Origin of the sequence: Paenibacillus sp. JJ-223 (genome assembly GCF_927798175.1) — a bacterium.
In the GTDB taxonomy this organism is placed as follows: domain Bacteria; phylum Bacillota; class Bacilli; order Paenibacillales; family Paenibacillaceae; genus Paenibacillus; species Paenibacillus hubeiensis.
In genome coordinates this window covers 195,004-211,975 of record NZ_CAKMMP010000001.1, presented here as the reverse complement: position 1 = coordinate 211,975, position 16,972 = coordinate 195,004, and the positions used below count along the sequence as shown (strand labels likewise).

Below are 16,972 nucleotides of genomic sequence, written 5' to 3'. Positions count from 1 at the left end.
TCTTTCTGTTGCCAGCAAAAAGCCTCCGACGATGCGGAGGTCTTTGCATGACCATTGCTCTTTATTGTTATGCTTTATCCACGTTAAAATACTTCGCTTGCGGGTGGCTGAATACCATCGCCGAAACGGAAGCTTCGGGCTCCATCATGAAGCCTTCCGTCAGCTGTACGCCGATATCTTCGGGACGCATCAGTTTGAACAACGGCTCCTGATCTTCCAGGTCCGGACAAGCAGGATATCCGAAAGACACCCGAATGCCCTGATAGCGCGCCCCGTGGCGCTGCTTCATCGTCATTTCTTGAGGATCCGGGAAGCCCCATATATCCCTCATCATATGATGCACGCGTTCTGCGAGTCCCTCCGCTACTTCCAGCGCTACCGACTGCAGCGCATGTGAACGAAGGTAGTCCCCTTGTTCTTTCCAGGTGGTGGAGAGCTCACGCACACCGTGTCCAGCTGTGACCACAAGGAATCCGACGTAATCCATAATACCGGACTCTACCGGCTTGAGGAAGTCGGACAAGCACAGGAACGGATCGACCTTTTGCCGCGGGAACGTAAAAGTATGCAATATTTGGCTTGTATCCTTCGGATCATACACGATAATGCTGTTTCCGCTCGATTGTGCCGGGAAAAATTGATACATCGCATGGGCCTGAATAATGCCGTCGCGAATCGCGTCGTTCATGATGCCATCCACGACCGCTTTAAGATCAGTTGCTTTGGGATCACCCGCAGCGAGCAATTGCTCTACCGAACCACGAAGCCCCAAATGATGTCCGAGCAGCATCTGCATGTTGACGTAAGGCAGGATGTGCGAAATAGGGTAATTCCGCAGCACGTGCCGTTCCAAATCAGGCGGTACAAGCACCGGGTTATCGATCGCGATGTCGGACCGTTCCACGCGAGTAAGCTCTGGCATCGACTTCACGTTGTCCGCGTTGGCTGCATCAGCCTCTTTTTCCGCGTCCATCTCCAGCTGCATCTGCGCGCGGGTTTCCGGATTCATCAGCTTGTTCGCCAGATCCAGCCCGTCCATGGCATCCTTGGCATACACGACCATGCCGTCGTACTCCGGACGGATACGTGTTTTGGTGAATTTGCGAGTCAGTGCCGCCCCGCCGACCATAATAGGAACGTCCACGCCTGCCGTGCGCAAATCCTGAGCGGTTACGATCATCTGCTGCGCTGATTTTACGAGCAGTCCGGACAAACCGATCGCATCCGCTTTTTCCTTGCGATAAGCCTCAATGATCCGTTCAGGTGGTACTTTTATACCCAAATTGATGATCTGGTAACCATTGTTGGAGAGAATGATTTCCACGAGGTTTTTTCCAATGTCATGCACGTCACCTTTAACGGTGGCGAGAATGATTTTCCCTTTGACCGATGATTCGTTTTTCTCCATGAACTGCTCCAGATGGGCAACGGATGCCTTCATGACTTCGGCGCTCTGCAGCACCTCGGCAACAATCAGCTCATTGTTGTTGAACAGCCGCCCCACTTCCTCCATGCCCGCCATCAACGGCCCGTTAATGACTTCCAGCGCGGAGTATTTGGTCAACGCTTCATTGAGGTCGGGAATAAGTCCTTCCTTACTGCCTTCGACCACATAAGAAGCAAGCCGTTCTTCCAACGAAAGGTTCGAGATTTTCTCTTTTTTCTCTACCTTTTTGTTGCGGAAAGCGGCAACGAATGCAGCCAGCGTTTCGTCGTTCGTGTTATAGAGCAGCTCTTCGGACAATCTGCGCTCTTCCTCCGGAATGGAGGCATAGCGCTCCAGCTTCTCCGTATTTACGATCGCATAATCAAGTCCCGCCTTGGTACACTCGTACAGAAACACGGAGTTCAGCACTTCGCGGCCTGCCTCCGGCAAACCAAACGAGATGTTACTGATTCCGAGAATTGTGTGACATTCCGGCATGGCTTCTTTGATCAGACGAATGCCTTCGATCGTTTCCTTGGCCGAGCCGATATATTGCTCATCCCCCGTACCGACAGGGAAAACAAGCGTATCAAAAATCAGGTCTTCCGGCTGCAGGCCGTACTTTCTTACGAGCAAATCATAGGAGCGCTTGGCCACGTCAAGCTTGTCCTCTCTGCTGATCGCCTGGCCTCGCTCATCGATCGTACCTACAACGACGGCTCCGCCGTACTTGTGCAGCAAAGGTGTGACGAGCTCGAATTTTTCTTCGCCATCCTCAAGGTTAATGGAGTTAATAATCGCTTTGCCTTGAGAATATTGCAATGCAAGATCGATGACCTTTGCATCGGTCGTATCGATCATCAGGGGGACCTTGACCTTTTTGACGACGAGCTCAAGGAACTTGATCATGTCCTCGCTTTCCTCGCGGTCAGGGTCCTGTACGCAAATGTCGACAATATGCGCCCCGTTCTTCACCTGTGCACGCGCAATTTCCGAAGCCTCTTCATACTTCCCTTCGACAATAAGGCGTTTGAATTTGCGTGATCCGAGCACGTTGGTCCGCTCTCCCACCATATATGGGCGATTGTCCTGCTCGATGTATACCGGATCAATGCCGGATAACGCCGGCGGATGTGTTCCGTTCAGTTCTCTTGGGGGGTACTTTGCCAGGGTATCGCGCATCGCCCGGATATGTGCAGGCGTCGTGCCGCAGCATCCGCCCGCGATGTTCAGCCAGCCTTGCTCGGCAAAGGCACCGATCTTTTGGGCAAGCGATTCCGGCGATTCATGATAGTTCCCATTCTCATCCGGCAAACCCGCGTTGGGATAACAGCTGACGGCGGCCGAGGCCATGCTCGAAAGCGAACGAATATGGTCACGCATGAACTCGGGTCCTGTCGCGCAGTTTAACCCCACCGAAATCGGGTTAAGGTGTTCCAGAGAGATATAGAACGATTCGATGTTTTGACCTGCCAAAGTGGTACCCATCGGCTCAATCGTGCCCGAGATCATCAACGGCAATTTGACGCCCGTCTGTTCGAAGGCTTGTTGAATGCCGATGCTCCCTGCTTTTACGTTGAGCGTATCCTGTGAAGTTTCGAGCAGTAACGCATCAACGCCGCCCTCGATTAAAGCGACGGCCTGTTCGAAATAACTGTCAACCAGCTCCTGGAAGGTCACTCCGCCCGTAACCGACAGCGTTTTGGTCGTTGGGCCCATTGCACCCACGACGTAGCGCGGATGGTCAGGCGTAGAATAGCGGTCGGCGGCAGCCTTCGCGATCTTGGCCGCAGCCAGATTGATTTCGCGCGCGCGATCCTGTATTTCATATTCAGCCAGTACAACCGAAGTCGCACCAAACGTGTTGGTTTCTATTAAATCGGCACCGGCTTCCAAATAATCTTCGTGAATCCGCTGAATGAGATCCGGGCGTGTTAACACGAGCATCTCATTGCATCCATCCAGCTCTTCGCCGCCAAAATCTGCGCCGGTAAGTTCAACTTGCTGGATCATCGTCCCCATTGCACCGTCGAGGATTAATATTCGTTGTTTTAATGCATCGTGTAGACTAAGCTTATCCAATATGGTCACCCCCGCAAAACGTTAAATCTTAGTTTAACAGAAACTAACTTATTGTGAAAGATCGTTTTCATCAGCCGTGTGGCGGGTTTGGCATCGACCCGAACGAATTAATGAATCGACAAAATCGAAGCGTTCCGATATAATGTCTATCAAACCTAGTGGAAAAGAGGGGAAGAAAATGGCTGAAATCGTGATCCGAAAAACGAACGAACGTATCACCGGAGAAGAAAACGTTCGAAATTTCTTGAACAAATATGACGTATTATATGAAAAATGGGATGCCTCCAAATTAAGCCCTGAACTGCAAACCAACTTCAACCTGACCGACGAGCAAAAAAACCAGGTTCTGGAGACGTACGATGCCGAAATCAAAGATTTGGCTGCGCGCCGCGGCTATCAAATCTGGGACGTGATCACCTTGTCTGAAGATACGCCCGACATTGAAGCGAAGCTGGCCAAATTTGAAGAAATCCATACGCACTCCGAGGACGAAATCCGCGCCATTGTTGGCGGTAAAGGGATTTTTGTCATCAAAGGAACGGAAGAAGAAGGTTACTTTAATGTAGAACTGCTGCCCGGAGACGTCATCTCCGTGCCTGAAAACATTCCGCACTTCTTTACGCTGATGGAAAACAAACAAATCATCGCTGTACGCCTCTTTATTGAAAAAGACGGCTGGATTGCAAGCCCTTATCCGGATCCATCCTTTATCAAATAAGATGATTCACAGCATGAATATGTAATATGCTAAACAAAACCCCTGTTCGCCATCGAACAGGGGTTCGTTGCATCTCTTGAGGCATTATTCACCACTATGAGTTTTATATAAAATAATGCGGGAATTTGGCTTTGACCGGCTCTTGTTCGATCATGACCAAACGAAGATGCTCTTCCATGGCCTTAACGGCCAGCTCGGTCTCCCGTGCCGTAATCAATCTATAGATCTCTTTGTGCTGGGAAACGATGACGTCCAGGTTGGAAACTTCGGACAAACGGAGCAGGCGCAAGCGATTAAAAGGAATGTTCAACTGCTGCAGCATCTTCCATGTCCGCATTTTGCCTGTCGCCTGAAACAGTATTTGGTGGAATTCTTCATCGAGCTCATACAGCCTATAAACATTATTGTTATCAAGGCATACTTCCTGCATCGCAATGTTGGTCTCCAGTCGGAACCTGAACTCTTCCTCAAGAGAAGCACAAGCAAGAGCCACGATTTCCATTTCGATCTTTTCCCTGATGAATCGCCCTTCTTCCACGTGTTCCAAATTAATGAGCGACACGACCGTCCCGCTCTGCGGAATAATATCGAGCAGTTCTTCTTCGGCGAGTTTCATAAACGCTTCCCGGACAGGGGTCCTGCTCACCTGCAATTCATCCGCAATTTCCTTTTCGGAAATCTTCGTGCCCGGCTCAAGTTCAAGATGCAATATGCGCTCTTTAATCAGATTGTATGAATATGCCCGGGTCGATCCTCTAATTTTTTGATTAAGTGACATTCCTTAACCTCTTCCTCTCAGCCGTATTCATCCATCTTAGCACAAATTGCCGCTCCACTGAAATGCTCAAGTGAAACGGCAATCCGGGCTTTGGGCATTAGGTTACTGTTGTTTGCTCTCTTTATACTTCTTGTAAGTGTCGTTGGCAAGCTTCACGTATTGGGACAATCCTTGACTTTCCAGTTCCTGTACAAAGGTATCAAACTCAGACAATTTGCGTTCGCCCAGAATAAACTTCAACGTGTTTTGGTCCGTGTAGTCTTTGAGCGGCGTGCTCAGCAGCGTAACCTGTTCACGGTCAATTTCGGAATACGGGATCGGTGGTTCTGCCGGAACCACTTCTTTGGTCTCCTTCATGTCCTGCTGGAATTTCAGTTCTTCTTCGCTGAACATGGATTGCAGCAAATCGGTCGTTCCACCATACGCGAACACCCCGCCAGAGAAACCATAATCAATGCGCAGATCTTTGGTTCCCTTTGGATTCAGTCCGTTGTAGTTGATGTCGTCTGCCAGCTTGCGAACGCCGTTTTCTTTGGTAAAGGTCTCGCCTTCAACGCCCCATTTCGCGAATTCTTGACCTTGGTCGCTGTAGTAGAGCCAGTCAATAAACTGCATAATGGCTTTGAAATTGTCGCTATCCTTGATCTTGCTCGAGATCATGACACCGTTTTCAAGTCTGGATCCGGACATCAGCTGTCCTTTTGGACCGCCTGGAACCGTAATTTTGGCAATGGAGAAGTTCCCTTCGCCGAGCGTTTTGTTCATGTCATTGCGATGCAGCACGAGCGTTTGCGAGTTACCGTTAATGATGAAGGACTTGCCGGAAACGAATTTCTGCGTGGCCTGATCATCATCCTGCGTAAAGCTTTCTTTGTCGAGCAATCCTTCCGTAACCAGTTTGTTGAAATACTCCAGCATTTCCTTGTACTCCGGCGTCGTCGCCGTATACACGAATTCATCCTGATCTTTCTTGTACGTCAGTCCGTTGCCGAATCCCCAACCTGCTTTCGTTCCAAAACCGGTGGCAGCGATGTTCAGCGTGCTGTTGAATTTGAATCGATCCGAGAACGGAGTGGAGTCCGGATAAATTTCTTTTAGTTTTTTGGCTGCCTGGTACAATTCATCCCAAGTGGTCGGAATCGGAATATTATTTTTTTCAAACAAGTCCGTTCTTACGATAAGCGTATAATCAGGCCATACTTCTTCATGCAGACCTGGAAGCACGTAGTATTTCCCATCTTCCTGCCGAAGGCCTTCAAGTTCATCCTCCAGTCCCCACTTTTCCACTTTATCTTTGAAATTCGGCATCAGGTCAATGTAATCGCTGACCGGCAGAACCGCACCCGACGATACAAATGCCGATTCTTCGCCCGGATAAGTTTTAGGGATTACCAGAGGTGCATCCCCCGAACTGATCAGGAGGGATCTTTTTTGGGGATAGTCGCTCATCGGAACGATGGTAGGTTCCAACGTTACACCGGTCATTTCGGTGATTTTTTGGAATAACAGCCAATCCTTTTTATACGGATACGCCGGCTGATCGCTGTACAATATCGATAGGTTGAACGGCTCGGTCGCCTTGAAGGTATCCCCGACATTATACGTTTCCATGGCGCCCTTCGTTTTCACATCGGCTTCGCCGCCTCCTGCACCGCTGCTGCATGCTGCCAGCACGACGCTCATCAAAGTTGCCAAAACCATTTTGCCTACAAGCTTGCGTGGCTTCTGTTTCATCCTTTTAGTCCCCCTGCATGTGGTATAGGTTGGCCTTGCGTAAACAAGCTTATATATCGGGCTGGAGCCTATTGTTTCACGGACCCCAGCATGATACCGGTTACAAAGTAACGCTGCACAAACGGATAAATCGTCAAAATCGGCAGGATCGTCAGAACCATCGTCACTGATTTGATGTTGGCCGCAATCGAAGTAAGGTTATCCGCGGATGCTCCCGCAGAAGCTCCCCCTGTTGCTCCGGCGATCATGTTGCGAAGATAAATCGTGACCGGAAACAGTTCCTTTTTGTCCAGATAGAGAAATGCAGGGAACCAAGAGTTCCAATGGCTAACGGCATAAAACAGTACCATCGTTGCCATAACTGCTTTACTTAACGGTAAAATGATGCGGATCAAGATGCCATACGTATTCAGGCCGTCGATTGCTGCCGCTTCCTCCAGCTCTTCCGGCATATTTTCAAAGAAGGACTTCATGATCAACATGTTATAAATGCTGATTGCGCCCGGCACGACCAGTGCCCACATGGTGTTGTTGAAGCCCAGCGAATTGATCAAAACATAGTTCGGAATCAGACCACCGCTGAAAAACATCGTGAACACGGCGAACATCGTCAGGAACTTGCGGCCCATCAGACGCTTTTTGGACAGCGCGTAGGCGAAGATCGTGGTCATGAACATGGAAATCAATGTGCCCACAATGGTGTATATCACCGTGTTTTTATAGTTGGTCCAGAACATGCTGTCCTTGGAAATCGTTTTATAGGTGTCGATATTGAATCCTCTTGGGATAATGCTCACCTTGCCGGAGTTAATATACGACTCACTGCTGAAGGATTGCGCCACGACATTCAAAAACGGGTAAAGCGTAATGAACACTACGAACAATAAAAAGATGACATTGAATACCTTGAACACTTTGTATGATTTGGATTCAAACATGATGCTCCTCCTTTACCACAAGCTTCTTTGCGTCAATCTGCGCGAGATCGCGTTCACCGAAAATACGAGAATGAGCCCGATAATCGATTCGAACAATCCGATGGCTGTCGCGTAACTAAAGTTGCTGGATTGCAGGCCGACCCGGTACAGATAGGTGGAGATCACGTCAGATGTTTCATAAGTCAGCGGATTGTACAGGAGCAATATTTTCTCGAACCCAACCGCCAGGAAGTTGCCCAGATTCAGAATCAGCAGTGTAACAATTGTGGGCAAAATGCCAGGAATGGTCACATGCAGCGTTTGTTTCCAACGATTCGCGCCATCGATTCGGGCAGCTTCATACAAGGAGTCGTCGATGGTTGTCAATGCTGCCAGATACAAAATCGCCCCCCAGCCCATTCCCTGCCAAACTTCGGAGGTAATATAGACGGTTCTGAACCATTCAGCGCGCTGCATGAAGGGAATGGTGTCTCCAGTGAAGAAGGATACCAAGCTGTTAATGGAGCCATTTACGGCTGTCAGCTGCAGGATCATACCGGCAACGATGACGATGGACAGAAAGTGCGGAAGATATGAAGCCGTTTGCACGAATTTTTTGAATCGTTTGCTTTTCACCTCGTTCAGCAGCAATGCAAAGATGATCGGTACCGGAAAGGTGAAGAGCAGCGCCAAACCGCCAAGCATCAGTGTATTTCCAAACACTTTCCAGAAGGTCGGGTCTTGAATAAACATTTGGAAATATCTGAATCCAACCCATGTTTCCCCGAAAATACTTCCCCCGGGAACAAATCGTCTAAAAGCAATGATGTTTCCAAGCATCGGACCATATTTAAAAATCAGCAAATAAATGATTGGAAGAATTAACAATGAGTACAGCTGCCAATCTTTACGGAACAGCGCTGCAGCTGTCTGTAATCTGCTTTCTTTACGCAAAGAGGTCATCGTTAATGTCGTTTTAGCAGTTTCCGTCTTCATGTGTCCTCACTCCGATCCATAAACATGAATTAAGGCATGGGTCCAATCGCTGTAAACCCACACTTTTCCTGTGACCTGACGCTTCTTGATGTATACTGAATGTTCACCCCCATAACAAAATAGATCCATCAAACCATGTAAACGGTATCATTTTTGTGTAAACTGGTATAATTGATTTCTCTAAACCGCCAACATCGAAATGGAAGCTTAAAAGTACAAACCGTCGCTTCCCAAATTCCAGTGGTTTCACAATAACTATAAAGCGCTTACAATGAATACGAAATGAATAGCGATTACACTCTTGCTCCCTTCACGCTAAACATGGTGTACGATCATTCCTTTCACCGTTTTTGTTAGCGGGATGCTTAACGTCGTTGCATCGTTTAGTTACAAGATGAATCGCTTTGTACAATCGCATACTAGTCATACTAGTATGTTAGTTATATTCTAAATCAACCGTTCCAACATTTCAACATCTTTTTTATAAAAAAAAAATGTTGGCTGCTTCAAATGGATGGCAAAACAGCTGCCCCCAAATAAAGTACCAACATTCCTTCTGTACGATATGTTAATGCATAAGAACTTAAAATTCAGCAATAATACGCTTCAAATCTGCCAAATGTTTAATTTCATGATCAGGTGCATACGACTCTGGATTCTCTTTATTTTCCCGGTTAATCCATACAGCTCGAATACCCGAAGATAATGCTCCCCGAATATCCGTAGTAAGCTTATCCCCTACCATCATGCTCTCTTCAGGTTTGACGCCGAGTTGGGCTAAAGCATGTTCAAAGATGGACGGATCCGGTTTTCCCTTTCCGAAAGAACCCGAGATAATAATATGATCAAAAAATGGAGCCAATTCGGGCACGCCGTCCAATTTTTCTTGCTGCAAAGCAGGACAACCATTCGTTAAAAGCAGCAATTTGTAATTCCCTTGCAGTTCACGCAGCGTATCCATCGTTTCTTCGTAGATATGGGGTCTCGCTCGACGCTCAGCCGCAAATTGTTCAGCCAAACGCTCGGCTAATTCCTCTTGGTCTACGCCCAATTTCAACAAGCCACGTCGCCATGACTCCTTCCGATACACCGGAGCGAGCTGTTCCAACTGGCGGAATTCCGCTTGTTCTCCTCCTGTGAAATTGGCCCAAAGACCTTCAAAAGGATTGATTCCAATCATCTTGGTAAACGGAAACGTTTCGTAAGATTCGTACAAGTTACGAGCTTCATTGCGAACGGCTTCTTCAAGCTTTTTCGGATCAATGCCCGTTTCTTGGGCTGCCACGAGACATGTCTCATGAAAAGCTTCTCTTACACTGCGCTCATCCCACAACAAAGTATCATCAAGGTCGAACAAAATCGCTTTCAACGCCATCCCGGTCATCTTCCCCTTTATGCAATGGATTACTTTTTATCGATTGTTTCCACGGTGATCTGATGTGCTTTGGCAAATTTAAGAAGACGCTCTGCAAGCGCATCGGTATCGTAACGGTTAATCAGTTTCGTAAATACCCATCGTTTTCCACGGCTGTTGTGCTCAATGACCACTGTGCCTGGTTCAATACGGAATCTGACAATATCGTCCACGCCAATGGAGCGCTCGCGGTTTCCTTTGAGCGTCACGATTCGATTGCTGCTCACTTTAACGTAAGGTCGGCGCAGAAAGAAAATGAACGCCAAAAATACGTATAACAGCATCGTTACCCAGTCCCAGGTCGTCATGGAAGTTTGGGTAAGAAACGTGCTCATAAACAAATAAAGCACAGCAAGCCCCAACAAAAATACGGGAAACAGAAGACTGCGGCCTTTAAATACGTCTTCTCCCGGTGTTCCTGATACAGGTTGGCCATTTTTCTTGCGCTGTTGATTCAATTGTTTCGAATTTCTTCGAACCGTTCTCTCGAACGAACGAGCCATGAAAATCCCCCTTATATGTTCTTTTATGCAGGTCGGCACAACAACGATTAGCCAACACTTCCCCCTATATTATGGACACTCAAATATAAACAGAAGAAACCTAGATATCACAAGGATAGCTTAGGTTTCTCTAGTGTTTGAGTTTGCCCTGGCGGCCCTGATCGTTCTCGTCATCAACAATTTCAATGGAATCCAGCTGCTGTCTGAAATTGTTGCGAATGTTGTTCAAATAAATTTCTCTGAGTTTGGCGCGTTCTTCAAGTTCTTCCTCTGTCAATCCAGCGGATTTATGTTTGCGAGCCAACTCATTAATGCGTCCTACCAGGCGATCTATATCCAAACTTGTCCCCTCCAAAAATACAAAGTCACATTAACTTTGACATGTTCGGGTCTGCTTGTCAAGATTGATGCATAACCAGGGTGCAAATCTTCTATATAATTATTTAAAGCGAGGTAATTCCAACACTTGCCCGACTTGAATTGAACTTGTTTGTAACTGATTTGCTTCCTTAATTGCTTCTATATATACACGCGTATCCATATTTTCCGGTTTGTGTTCCAACGAGATGCTCCACAGCGTTTCCCCTTGAGACACCGCCACCTTACCACCAGGAATCAAATTTTCCTCATCACCTGCGAACACTGTTAGCACTGCGCTGCAGCCAATAATGACGATCAATGAAACGATCGTTAATTTTAATAGCAGAGCTGCTGCCTTGTTCTGAATCAGCCGTTTCTTTAGCAATCCCATATTGGATTTGACAGCCTCTGTATTGACAGGTTCGTAAATGCTTTGATAAGTGGAATATCTCATGGTTCCTTCGCCCTCCAAACATTTGTTCCGGTTCGTTGAAATCAATATAGCACGAACACATGTTTCATACAATAGTTTTTTAGAACAATTGTTCGCTCTTTTTTTGAGCATGGCGTTACAGCGGGATACGTCCAAAATTCGATGCATCGACGACGATTCAAACCAACCCTCCACGAAAACGTTGATTTTATCGCTTTTTTTAGAACTTATGTTTGTACGAACGGTAGTTCTATGTTATAATTTTCCCAAACGTTACTAAATGGGGTTGATACGGTATGTCGAAGATATCCAGCAGGCAACAGGCTATTCTGGAGTTTATACGCAATGAAGTCCGGTTGAAGGGGTATCCTCCTTCCGTACGAGAGATTGGTGAAGCCGTCGGGTTGGCATCCAGTTCAACCGTCCACGGTCATTTGGATCGATTGGAGAAAAAAGGACTAATCAGACGCGACCCAACGAAACCTCGGGCGATTGAACTGCTCAGCCAAGAAGAGTCCGAGCATTCACATCAGTTTGCCCATAGCGTCGCTCGTGTTCCCGTTGTCGGTAAAGTAACGGCAGGGGTACCGATTACGGCAACCGAGAACATTGAAGACTACTTCCCGCTTCCAACACACTATGTCGGCGAACAGAAAGTCTTTATGTTATCCGTTGTCGGAGACAGCATGATCGATGCAGGCATCGTCAATGGAGACTATGTCATCGTTCGCCAGCAGCAAACGGCGGATAACGGCGATATCGTCGTCGCCATGACGGAAGAAGACGAAGCGACGGTAAAGACGTTTTATAAAGAAAAGGATCATATTCGTCTGCAACCGGAAAATGCCACTTTCGAGCCCTTGCGTCTCAAACATGTCAGCATTTTGGGTAAGGTCATCGGTCTTTTCCGTGATATTCACTAATTTTGCGCAACATTTCACATCATGAATGACTACAACAAGAGGCTGGCCCGTTTAATGGGTCAACCTCTTTTTTTATGTCTTAGATATTGTGAATCCCCCCCCTCCTCCTCCGACTCCATTCCGGAAACTTCCATCTTCTTCTCATTCGATAAGAGGTTATTCGTGATTTTCCACGATTCATGATAATAAAGAAGATTGCAGAATAAAATTTTTCTTAATTATATTCTCAGAACACATGTTCCTATGTTATCATCTAGTCAAAGTTCATGTAATGAGCACAAGTTATACCGGCTTCAAAGAAAGGAGATAAAACATGAATCTATATAAATTCGAATTGACAGTGAATGGATTTCCACTGCGCGTCCATTTTAGTGCAACGGAAGAAAGCGGATTACGATGGTGCAAACGAACCGCTTCCGACTTCCAAAGGAATGTTGCCAATTTAGAGATAAAAGTTTCTGTACATAAAAAAGAGAAACAAAAGAATGCATGGGAATATCATGGAAAACCATATCTGTATGATCGAACTTTGCGAAAAAAACCTCTACCAGCGAACCACATAGCAGAAGATGATTCAATGACCGCTATATAATAATAACTTGAAAAACCCCTCACGCCATATGGCGCAAGTGATTAGGGATTCTAGTACAGCGTGATATATTGATCGCGTGTTTACAGCAAATCATAGCTTTTCATGACTTAGGGGAGTTTTTGGGGATAAACTGGGGGACAGTTAAAAAAATGAGCAATGAGACTTTTTATCATCTCATTGCTTATTTTAAGTAATACTTTTATTTTGTATACCCAACAGAAGCGATATAAATCAAATCAAAAATTCACTATATTTTGCACCTGTGGAACGCTGATTCAAAAATCAGCGCCCCAACTAGAATCCCATATTATTTGTAGGTAGAGAAAATTATTTAAATAGATCTAAAATTTTCGATAACACTTTAAACGATAACACAGTGACTAGCAGTATCCATACCCATTCCATAAAACTCCGCTTTGTACGTTTATTATTGCTCATTAAGATAATCCTTCTCGGGAATCACCTTGGGTACCTACCCTGACATTCTAATATGATACGAAGGAAATAACAAGTAATTAAGTAATTATTCGATTACGTACCCTTTGTAAAGGACTTTTCAAAGTGTCTATCTTATAGAATACAGTTTAAAATAAACTTAGCGGGGCCTTTGTTTAAATGAAATAACCTACTGTAAGTGAGTGTGGTGTAAAACAACAGCCCCTGTCTTCATCATTTCTCACATAGCATAACAACAAGAAGGCATTACGATACCTGGAAACCAAGCTGCTTGTGTATATCACCTGATGCAACAACCAAGTATCCTACCAACTGCCTTTGCCTCAACATCCCTTTTACCTCACTACGAATCGATAATACTTTTTGGATCAACATTTATCCACCTCTGTTCCCCTAAATTCAAACTTATCTTTAAAATATCTATTACCCGCGATCCTCACAGATACATGATCGGATGCTTCTAAATTACACCATAGTCCATAATTTCTTCTAGGTCCTGTGAAAAAGCCAGACAGATACACGAGTCTGGCATAAAGCAAAGACAAAAAAGTCTGTTTCCGATTTACGATATGTATTATTCATATACTCTTAGGCCACCTAACATATAAAGATATCTCCAATATTACAATCAGTATATCGAATCCCACTATTTACACAAAACCATTTTAACACCTTGTTTGTTGTAATTATTGAGCACCCCAAAACGAGTCCCTCTCTGAATAAATTCCTTGATTTTTGTAAAAATAAGTTTAAATACTTTTATAATGGAGGATAACAATGGTCGCTATTCAACATACTGATGGACTCTTATTTAAAACAAGAGCTGGTTATTTCTTGAATACTGACAATGGTACTGGTCCTGTTGTTAAAATGCAGAAAGAGGCAAACCGCAATCCCGGGGTTAGTGATGAAATATGGTTCATTGAGCGGTTAGATGGCGCTGGTTCGATTCAACCGGGAGAACCAATTTTAATAAAATCGCGAGCTGGTTATTTCCTGAATACTGACCACGGTATCGGTCCTGTTGTTAAAATGCAGAAAGAAGCAAACCGTGATCCCGGGGTTAGTGATGAAATATGGTTCATTGAGCGGCTAGATGGCGCTGGTTCGATTCAACCGGGAGAACCAATTTTAATAAAATCGCGAGCTGGTTATTTCCTGAATACTGACCACGGTACCGGTCCTGTTGTTAAAATGCAGAAAGAAGCAAACCGTGATCCCGGGGTTAGTGATGAAATATGGTTTACTGAGTTAATAGTTCAAAATGACGAAGTACAACCTTGTTCAGATGGGAAGGGGGAATTTATTTATTCTGGGACGGCAAGTGTCGATATTGTCTCTGTAGATTACAAAATTTATGAGTGTGAAATTGAGTTGTTACCTAAAATAATCGGAATAAGAACTGGAGGAGAATATTTTCTAAGAAAAGGAAATAATTCAGTTACTGCCACATGGCCTGAAGCAGACGGGATTACCAGATATCAATTTAAAGCATGGGTCAATAACAAAGAGCTGTGGGTAGAAATTGAACATCAACACAAAACTGTAGAAGTTAGTATACCGCCAAAGACTCATTGGACAAAAACAGCAGGAGCTAAAACCAAATTAGGTTCTTGGTCTAACTTAAAAATATAGGATGACTATAAAAGAGCCCCTTTGGGGTTCTTTTAATGTAAAGGTTATTATCATTTTGAATGGCCTGCCACGTATGCGATCTTCGGTAAGCTACCACTCATGGAGCGCAAGGCGAATCTTCACTGCCTCAATTTGCCGTCCAGTAGCTTTGGAATTGTGTTACACATTGAAGGCGCAGGAGAAAGGTTTAACAGGACCGTTGAAATCATCAAGTTATGCTGAAATAGAACAGGCCGTAATTCAAGGAAAGTTGGAGCGGAACCCATGTAAAGGTTCTATTATTAAAGAGATGCGAAGAAAGAAGTCAGTTGATTTCACTGCCTCTGAGGATATAACTAATTTTCTTCACGCAGCTAGAGAGTTTTGATATATCTACTGGATATTCTTCGAGTTGCTCCTGTAACTGATAAACCGATCATCAACAAATACGAGCTATATACCTCAAATACTCTTGGTTCAGACAAACAAAAAAACATGGGGACGTTTGGGGGATACACCTCAATAGAAGCGTAATCTCCTCACTAAACGTCCCCATATGAAATCTCATTAAACCCCGTGATTACAAGGTTTTAACCCAATTAGTACAGCGTGATATATTGATCGCGTTCCCATTGGTGAACTTGCGTGCGGTACATATCCCACTCGATTTCTTTCAACTCATAGAAGTGAGCCAAAGCGTGGTCGCCGAGCGCGTCGCAGATGACTTCGCTGCGGATCAGCTCATTAAGAGCTTCTTTCAGGTCAGCCGGCAAGCTTGGGATGCCTTCTTCCACACGCTCTTCTTCGGACATGATATAGATGTTGCGGTCGATTGGAGCCGGCAAAGGAAGCTCGCGTTTGATGCCGTCCAAGCCTGCTTTCAACATCACAGCCAGTGCCAAGTATGGGTTCGCAGCCGGATCCGGGTTGCGCACTTCGACGCGTGTGCTGAGACCGCGGGAAGCCGGAATACGAATCATTGGACTGCGGTTACTTGCAGACCATGCTACGTAACAAGGTGCTTCGTAACCAGGTACAAGACGTTTGTAGGAGTTTACGCTAGGATTCGTGATCGCCGCGTATGCACGAGCATGCTTCAGCATTCCTGCCATGTAATGGCGAGCGGTTTTGCTAAGGCCAAGCTCATCGGACTCGTCCACGAACGCGTTCTCATTGCCTTTGAACAGGGATTGGTTACAGTGCATACCGGAACCGTTCATGCCGAACAACGGTTTTGGCATGAATGTAGCATGCAATCCGTGCTGGCGAGCAATCGTTTTAACGACCAGTTTGAACGTTTGGATTTGGTCAGCCGCTTTCAACGCATCCGCGTATTTGAAGTCGATCTCGTGCTGACCTGGAGCTACCTCGTGATGGGAAGCTTCAATTTCAAAGCCCATTTCTTCGAGCGTAATAACGATGTCACGACGGCAGTTTTCGCCAAGATCCGTTGGAGCCAGATCGAAATAACCGCCTTGGTCGTTCAATTCGTTGGTTGGGTTACCTTTTTCATCGGTCTTGAACAAGAAAAACTCTGGCTCAGGCCCGACATTCATCGCTGTAAAGCCCATTTCTTCCGCATCCTTCAGGCTGCGTTTCAGAATGCCGCGCGGATCTCCAGGGAACGGCGTTCCGTCCGGCAAGTATACGTCGCAAATCATGCGAGCAACGCGGTTGTCGGCCACCCATGGGAAAATGAGCCAAGTATCGAGATCCGGATAGAGGTACATATCGGATTCCTCGATGCGCACATATCCTTCAATGGAAGAACCATCGAACATCATTTTGTTGTCCAAAGCCTTTGTCAGCTGGCTTACCGGAATTTCAACGTTTTTGATTGCACCGAGCAAGTCTGTAAACTGCAAACGAACAAACCGTACATTTTCTTCTTTTGCGATGCGGAGAATGTCTTCTTTAGTATAACTCACGATACTCTCTCCCTTTCTTCTCTGCTTATTTAGCTTGCATGTTATATTTGTACATTAGAAACCCGCATGGGTCAAGAAAAGGCTCAACCTATGACAGG

At 45.8% G+C, this 16,972-nt stretch carries 14 protein-coding genes; 4 read left to right on the top strand and 10 right to left on the bottom strand.

Annotated features, from left to right (window positions below; genetic code table 11):
- Nucleotides 1-67: 67 nt before the first annotated feature.
- Nucleotides 68-3,508, bottom strand: a complete 3,441-nt coding sequence (gene metH / locus L6H98_RS00840; RefSeq protein ID WP_236412195.1) for a methionine synthase — start codon at nt 3,506-3,508, stop codon at nt 68-70.
- Between the two features lie 178 nt (nt 3,509-3,686).
- On the opposite strand from metH, the gene L6H98_RS00835 reads away from it, so the two are divergent.
- Nucleotides 3,687-4,226 (top strand): cupin domain-containing protein, encoded by a 540-nt coding sequence (locus tag L6H98_RS00835; protein ID WP_236412194.1) that lies wholly within the window; start codon nt 3,687-3,689, stop codon nt 4,224-4,226.
- A 103-nt stretch (nt 4,227-4,329) separates the two neighbouring features.
- Here L6H98_RS00835 and L6H98_RS00830 read toward each other — a convergent pair whose 3' ends face one another.
- The 8 genes from L6H98_RS00830 to L6H98_RS00795 form a co-directional block, all read right to left on the bottom strand.
- Nucleotides 4,330-5,004, bottom strand: a complete 675-nt coding sequence (locus L6H98_RS00830) for a GntR family transcriptional regulator (RefSeq protein WP_236412193.1) — start codon at nt 5,002-5,004, stop codon at nt 4,330-4,332.
- A gap of 102 nt (nt 5,005-5,106) precedes the next feature.
- Complete coding sequence (locus L6H98_RS00825; RefSeq protein ID WP_236412192.1) at nt 5,107-6,738, bottom strand: extracellular solute-binding protein; 1,632 nt, start codon at nt 6,736-6,738, stop codon at nt 5,107-5,109.
- Between the two features lie 68 nt (nt 6,739-6,806).
- A complete protein-coding gene (locus tag L6H98_RS00820; protein WP_236412191.1) occupies nt 6,807-7,676 on the bottom strand; it encodes a carbohydrate ABC transporter permease in 870 nt (289 codons plus the stop codon).
- 12 nt (nt 7,677-7,688) lie between these two features.
- A complete protein-coding gene (locus L6H98_RS00815) occupies nt 7,689-8,651 on the bottom strand; it encodes an ABC transporter permease subunit (RefSeq protein ID WP_236412190.1) in 963 nt (320 codons plus the stop codon).
- 583 nt (nt 8,652-9,234) lie between these two features.
- Nucleotides 9,235-10,026 carry an HAD family hydrolase gene (locus L6H98_RS00810; protein ID WP_236412189.1) on the bottom strand — a complete coding sequence of 264 codons (792 nt, stop codon included), beginning with the start codon at nt 10,024-10,026 and terminating at the stop codon, nt 9,235-9,237.
- A 29-nt stretch (nt 10,027-10,055) separates the two neighbouring features.
- A complete protein-coding gene (locus tag L6H98_RS00805; protein ID WP_236412187.1) occupies nt 10,056-10,568 on the bottom strand; it encodes a hypothetical protein in 513 nt (170 codons plus the stop codon).
- Between the two features lie 130 nt (nt 10,569-10,698).
- A complete protein-coding gene (locus tag L6H98_RS00800; protein WP_236412185.1) occupies nt 10,699-10,908 on the bottom strand; it encodes a DUF896 domain-containing protein in 210 nt (69 codons plus the stop codon).
- Nucleotides 10,909-11,007: 99 nt separating this feature from the next.
- The gene (locus L6H98_RS00795; protein ID WP_236412183.1) at nt 11,008-11,382 is read right to left on the bottom strand and encodes a LysM peptidoglycan-binding domain-containing protein; all 375 of its coding nucleotides are present in this window, start codon (nt 11,380-11,382) and stop codon (nt 11,008-11,010) included.
- A 275-nt stretch (nt 11,383-11,657) separates the two neighbouring features.
- Here L6H98_RS00795 and lexA point away from each other — a divergent pair, with 275 nt between their 5' ends.
- The 3 genes from lexA to L6H98_RS00780 all read left to right on the top strand — a co-directional run bounded on the left by lexA (nt 11,658) and on the right by L6H98_RS00780 (nt 14,967).
- Nucleotides 11,658-12,284: a transcriptional repressor LexA gene (gene lexA / locus L6H98_RS00790; RefSeq protein ID WP_236412171.1), complete on the top strand. Its 627-nt coding sequence runs from the start codon at nt 11,658-11,660 to the stop codon at nt 12,282-12,284.
- 313 nt (nt 12,285-12,597) lie between these two features.
- On the top strand, nt 12,598-12,876 hold the full coding sequence (locus L6H98_RS00785; RefSeq protein WP_236412165.1) for a hypothetical protein: 279 nt from the start codon (nt 12,598-12,600) through the stop codon (nt 12,874-12,876).
- Nucleotides 12,877-14,109: 1,233 nt separating this feature from the next.
- Entirely contained in the window at nt 14,110-14,967 is an 858-nt protein-coding gene (locus L6H98_RS00780) for a hypothetical protein (RefSeq protein ID WP_236412163.1), read from the top strand.
- 578 nt (nt 14,968-15,545) lie between these two features.
- Here the strand turns inward: L6H98_RS00780 and glnA are convergent.
- Nucleotides 15,546-16,874, bottom strand: a complete 1,329-nt coding sequence (gene glnA, locus L6H98_RS00775) for a type I glutamate--ammonia ligase (protein ID WP_236412161.1) — start codon at nt 16,872-16,874, stop codon at nt 15,546-15,548.
- Between the last annotated feature and the right edge of the window lie 98 nt (nt 16,875-16,972).

Excerpts from the sequence above, each read along its gene's own strand:
- L6H98_RS00835 (WP_236412194.1), top strand. The coding sequence starts at position 3,687 with ATGGCTGAAATCGTGATCCGAAAAACGAACGAACGTATCACCGGAGAA.
- L6H98_RS00830 (WP_236412193.1), bottom strand. The coding sequence starts at position 5,004 with ATGTCACTTAATCAAAAAATTAGAGGATCGACCCGGGCATATTCATAC.
- L6H98_RS00825 (WP_236412192.1), bottom strand. The coding sequence starts at position 6,738 with ATGAAACAGAAGCCACGCAAGCTTGTAGGCAAAATGGTTTTGGCAACT.
- L6H98_RS00820 (WP_236412191.1), bottom strand. The coding sequence starts at position 7,676 with ATGTTTGAATCCAAATCATACAAAGTGTTCAAGGTATTCAATGTCATC.
- L6H98_RS00815 (WP_236412190.1), bottom strand. The coding sequence starts at position 8,651 with ATGAAGACGGAAACTGCTAAAACGACATTAACGATGACCTCTTTGCGT.
- L6H98_RS00810 (WP_236412189.1), bottom strand. The coding sequence starts at position 10,026 with ATGGCGTTGAAAGCGATTTTGTTCGACCTTGATGATACTTTGTTGTGG.
- L6H98_RS00805 (WP_236412187.1), bottom strand. The coding sequence starts at position 10,568 with ATGGCTCGTTCGTTCGAGAGAACGGTTCGAAGAAATTCGAAACAATTG.
- L6H98_RS00795 (WP_236412183.1), bottom strand. The coding sequence starts at position 11,382 with ATGAGATATTCCACTTATCAAAGCATTTACGAACCTGTCAATACAGAG.
- lexA (WP_236412171.1), top strand. The coding sequence starts at position 11,658 with ATGTCGAAGATATCCAGCAGGCAACAGGCTATTCTGGAGTTTATACGC.
- L6H98_RS00785 (WP_236412165.1), top strand. The coding sequence starts at position 12,598 with ATGAATCTATATAAATTCGAATTGACAGTGAATGGATTTCCACTGCGC.
- L6H98_RS00780 (WP_236412163.1), top strand. The coding sequence starts at position 14,110 with ATGGTCGCTATTCAACATACTGATGGACTCTTATTTAAAACAAGAGCT.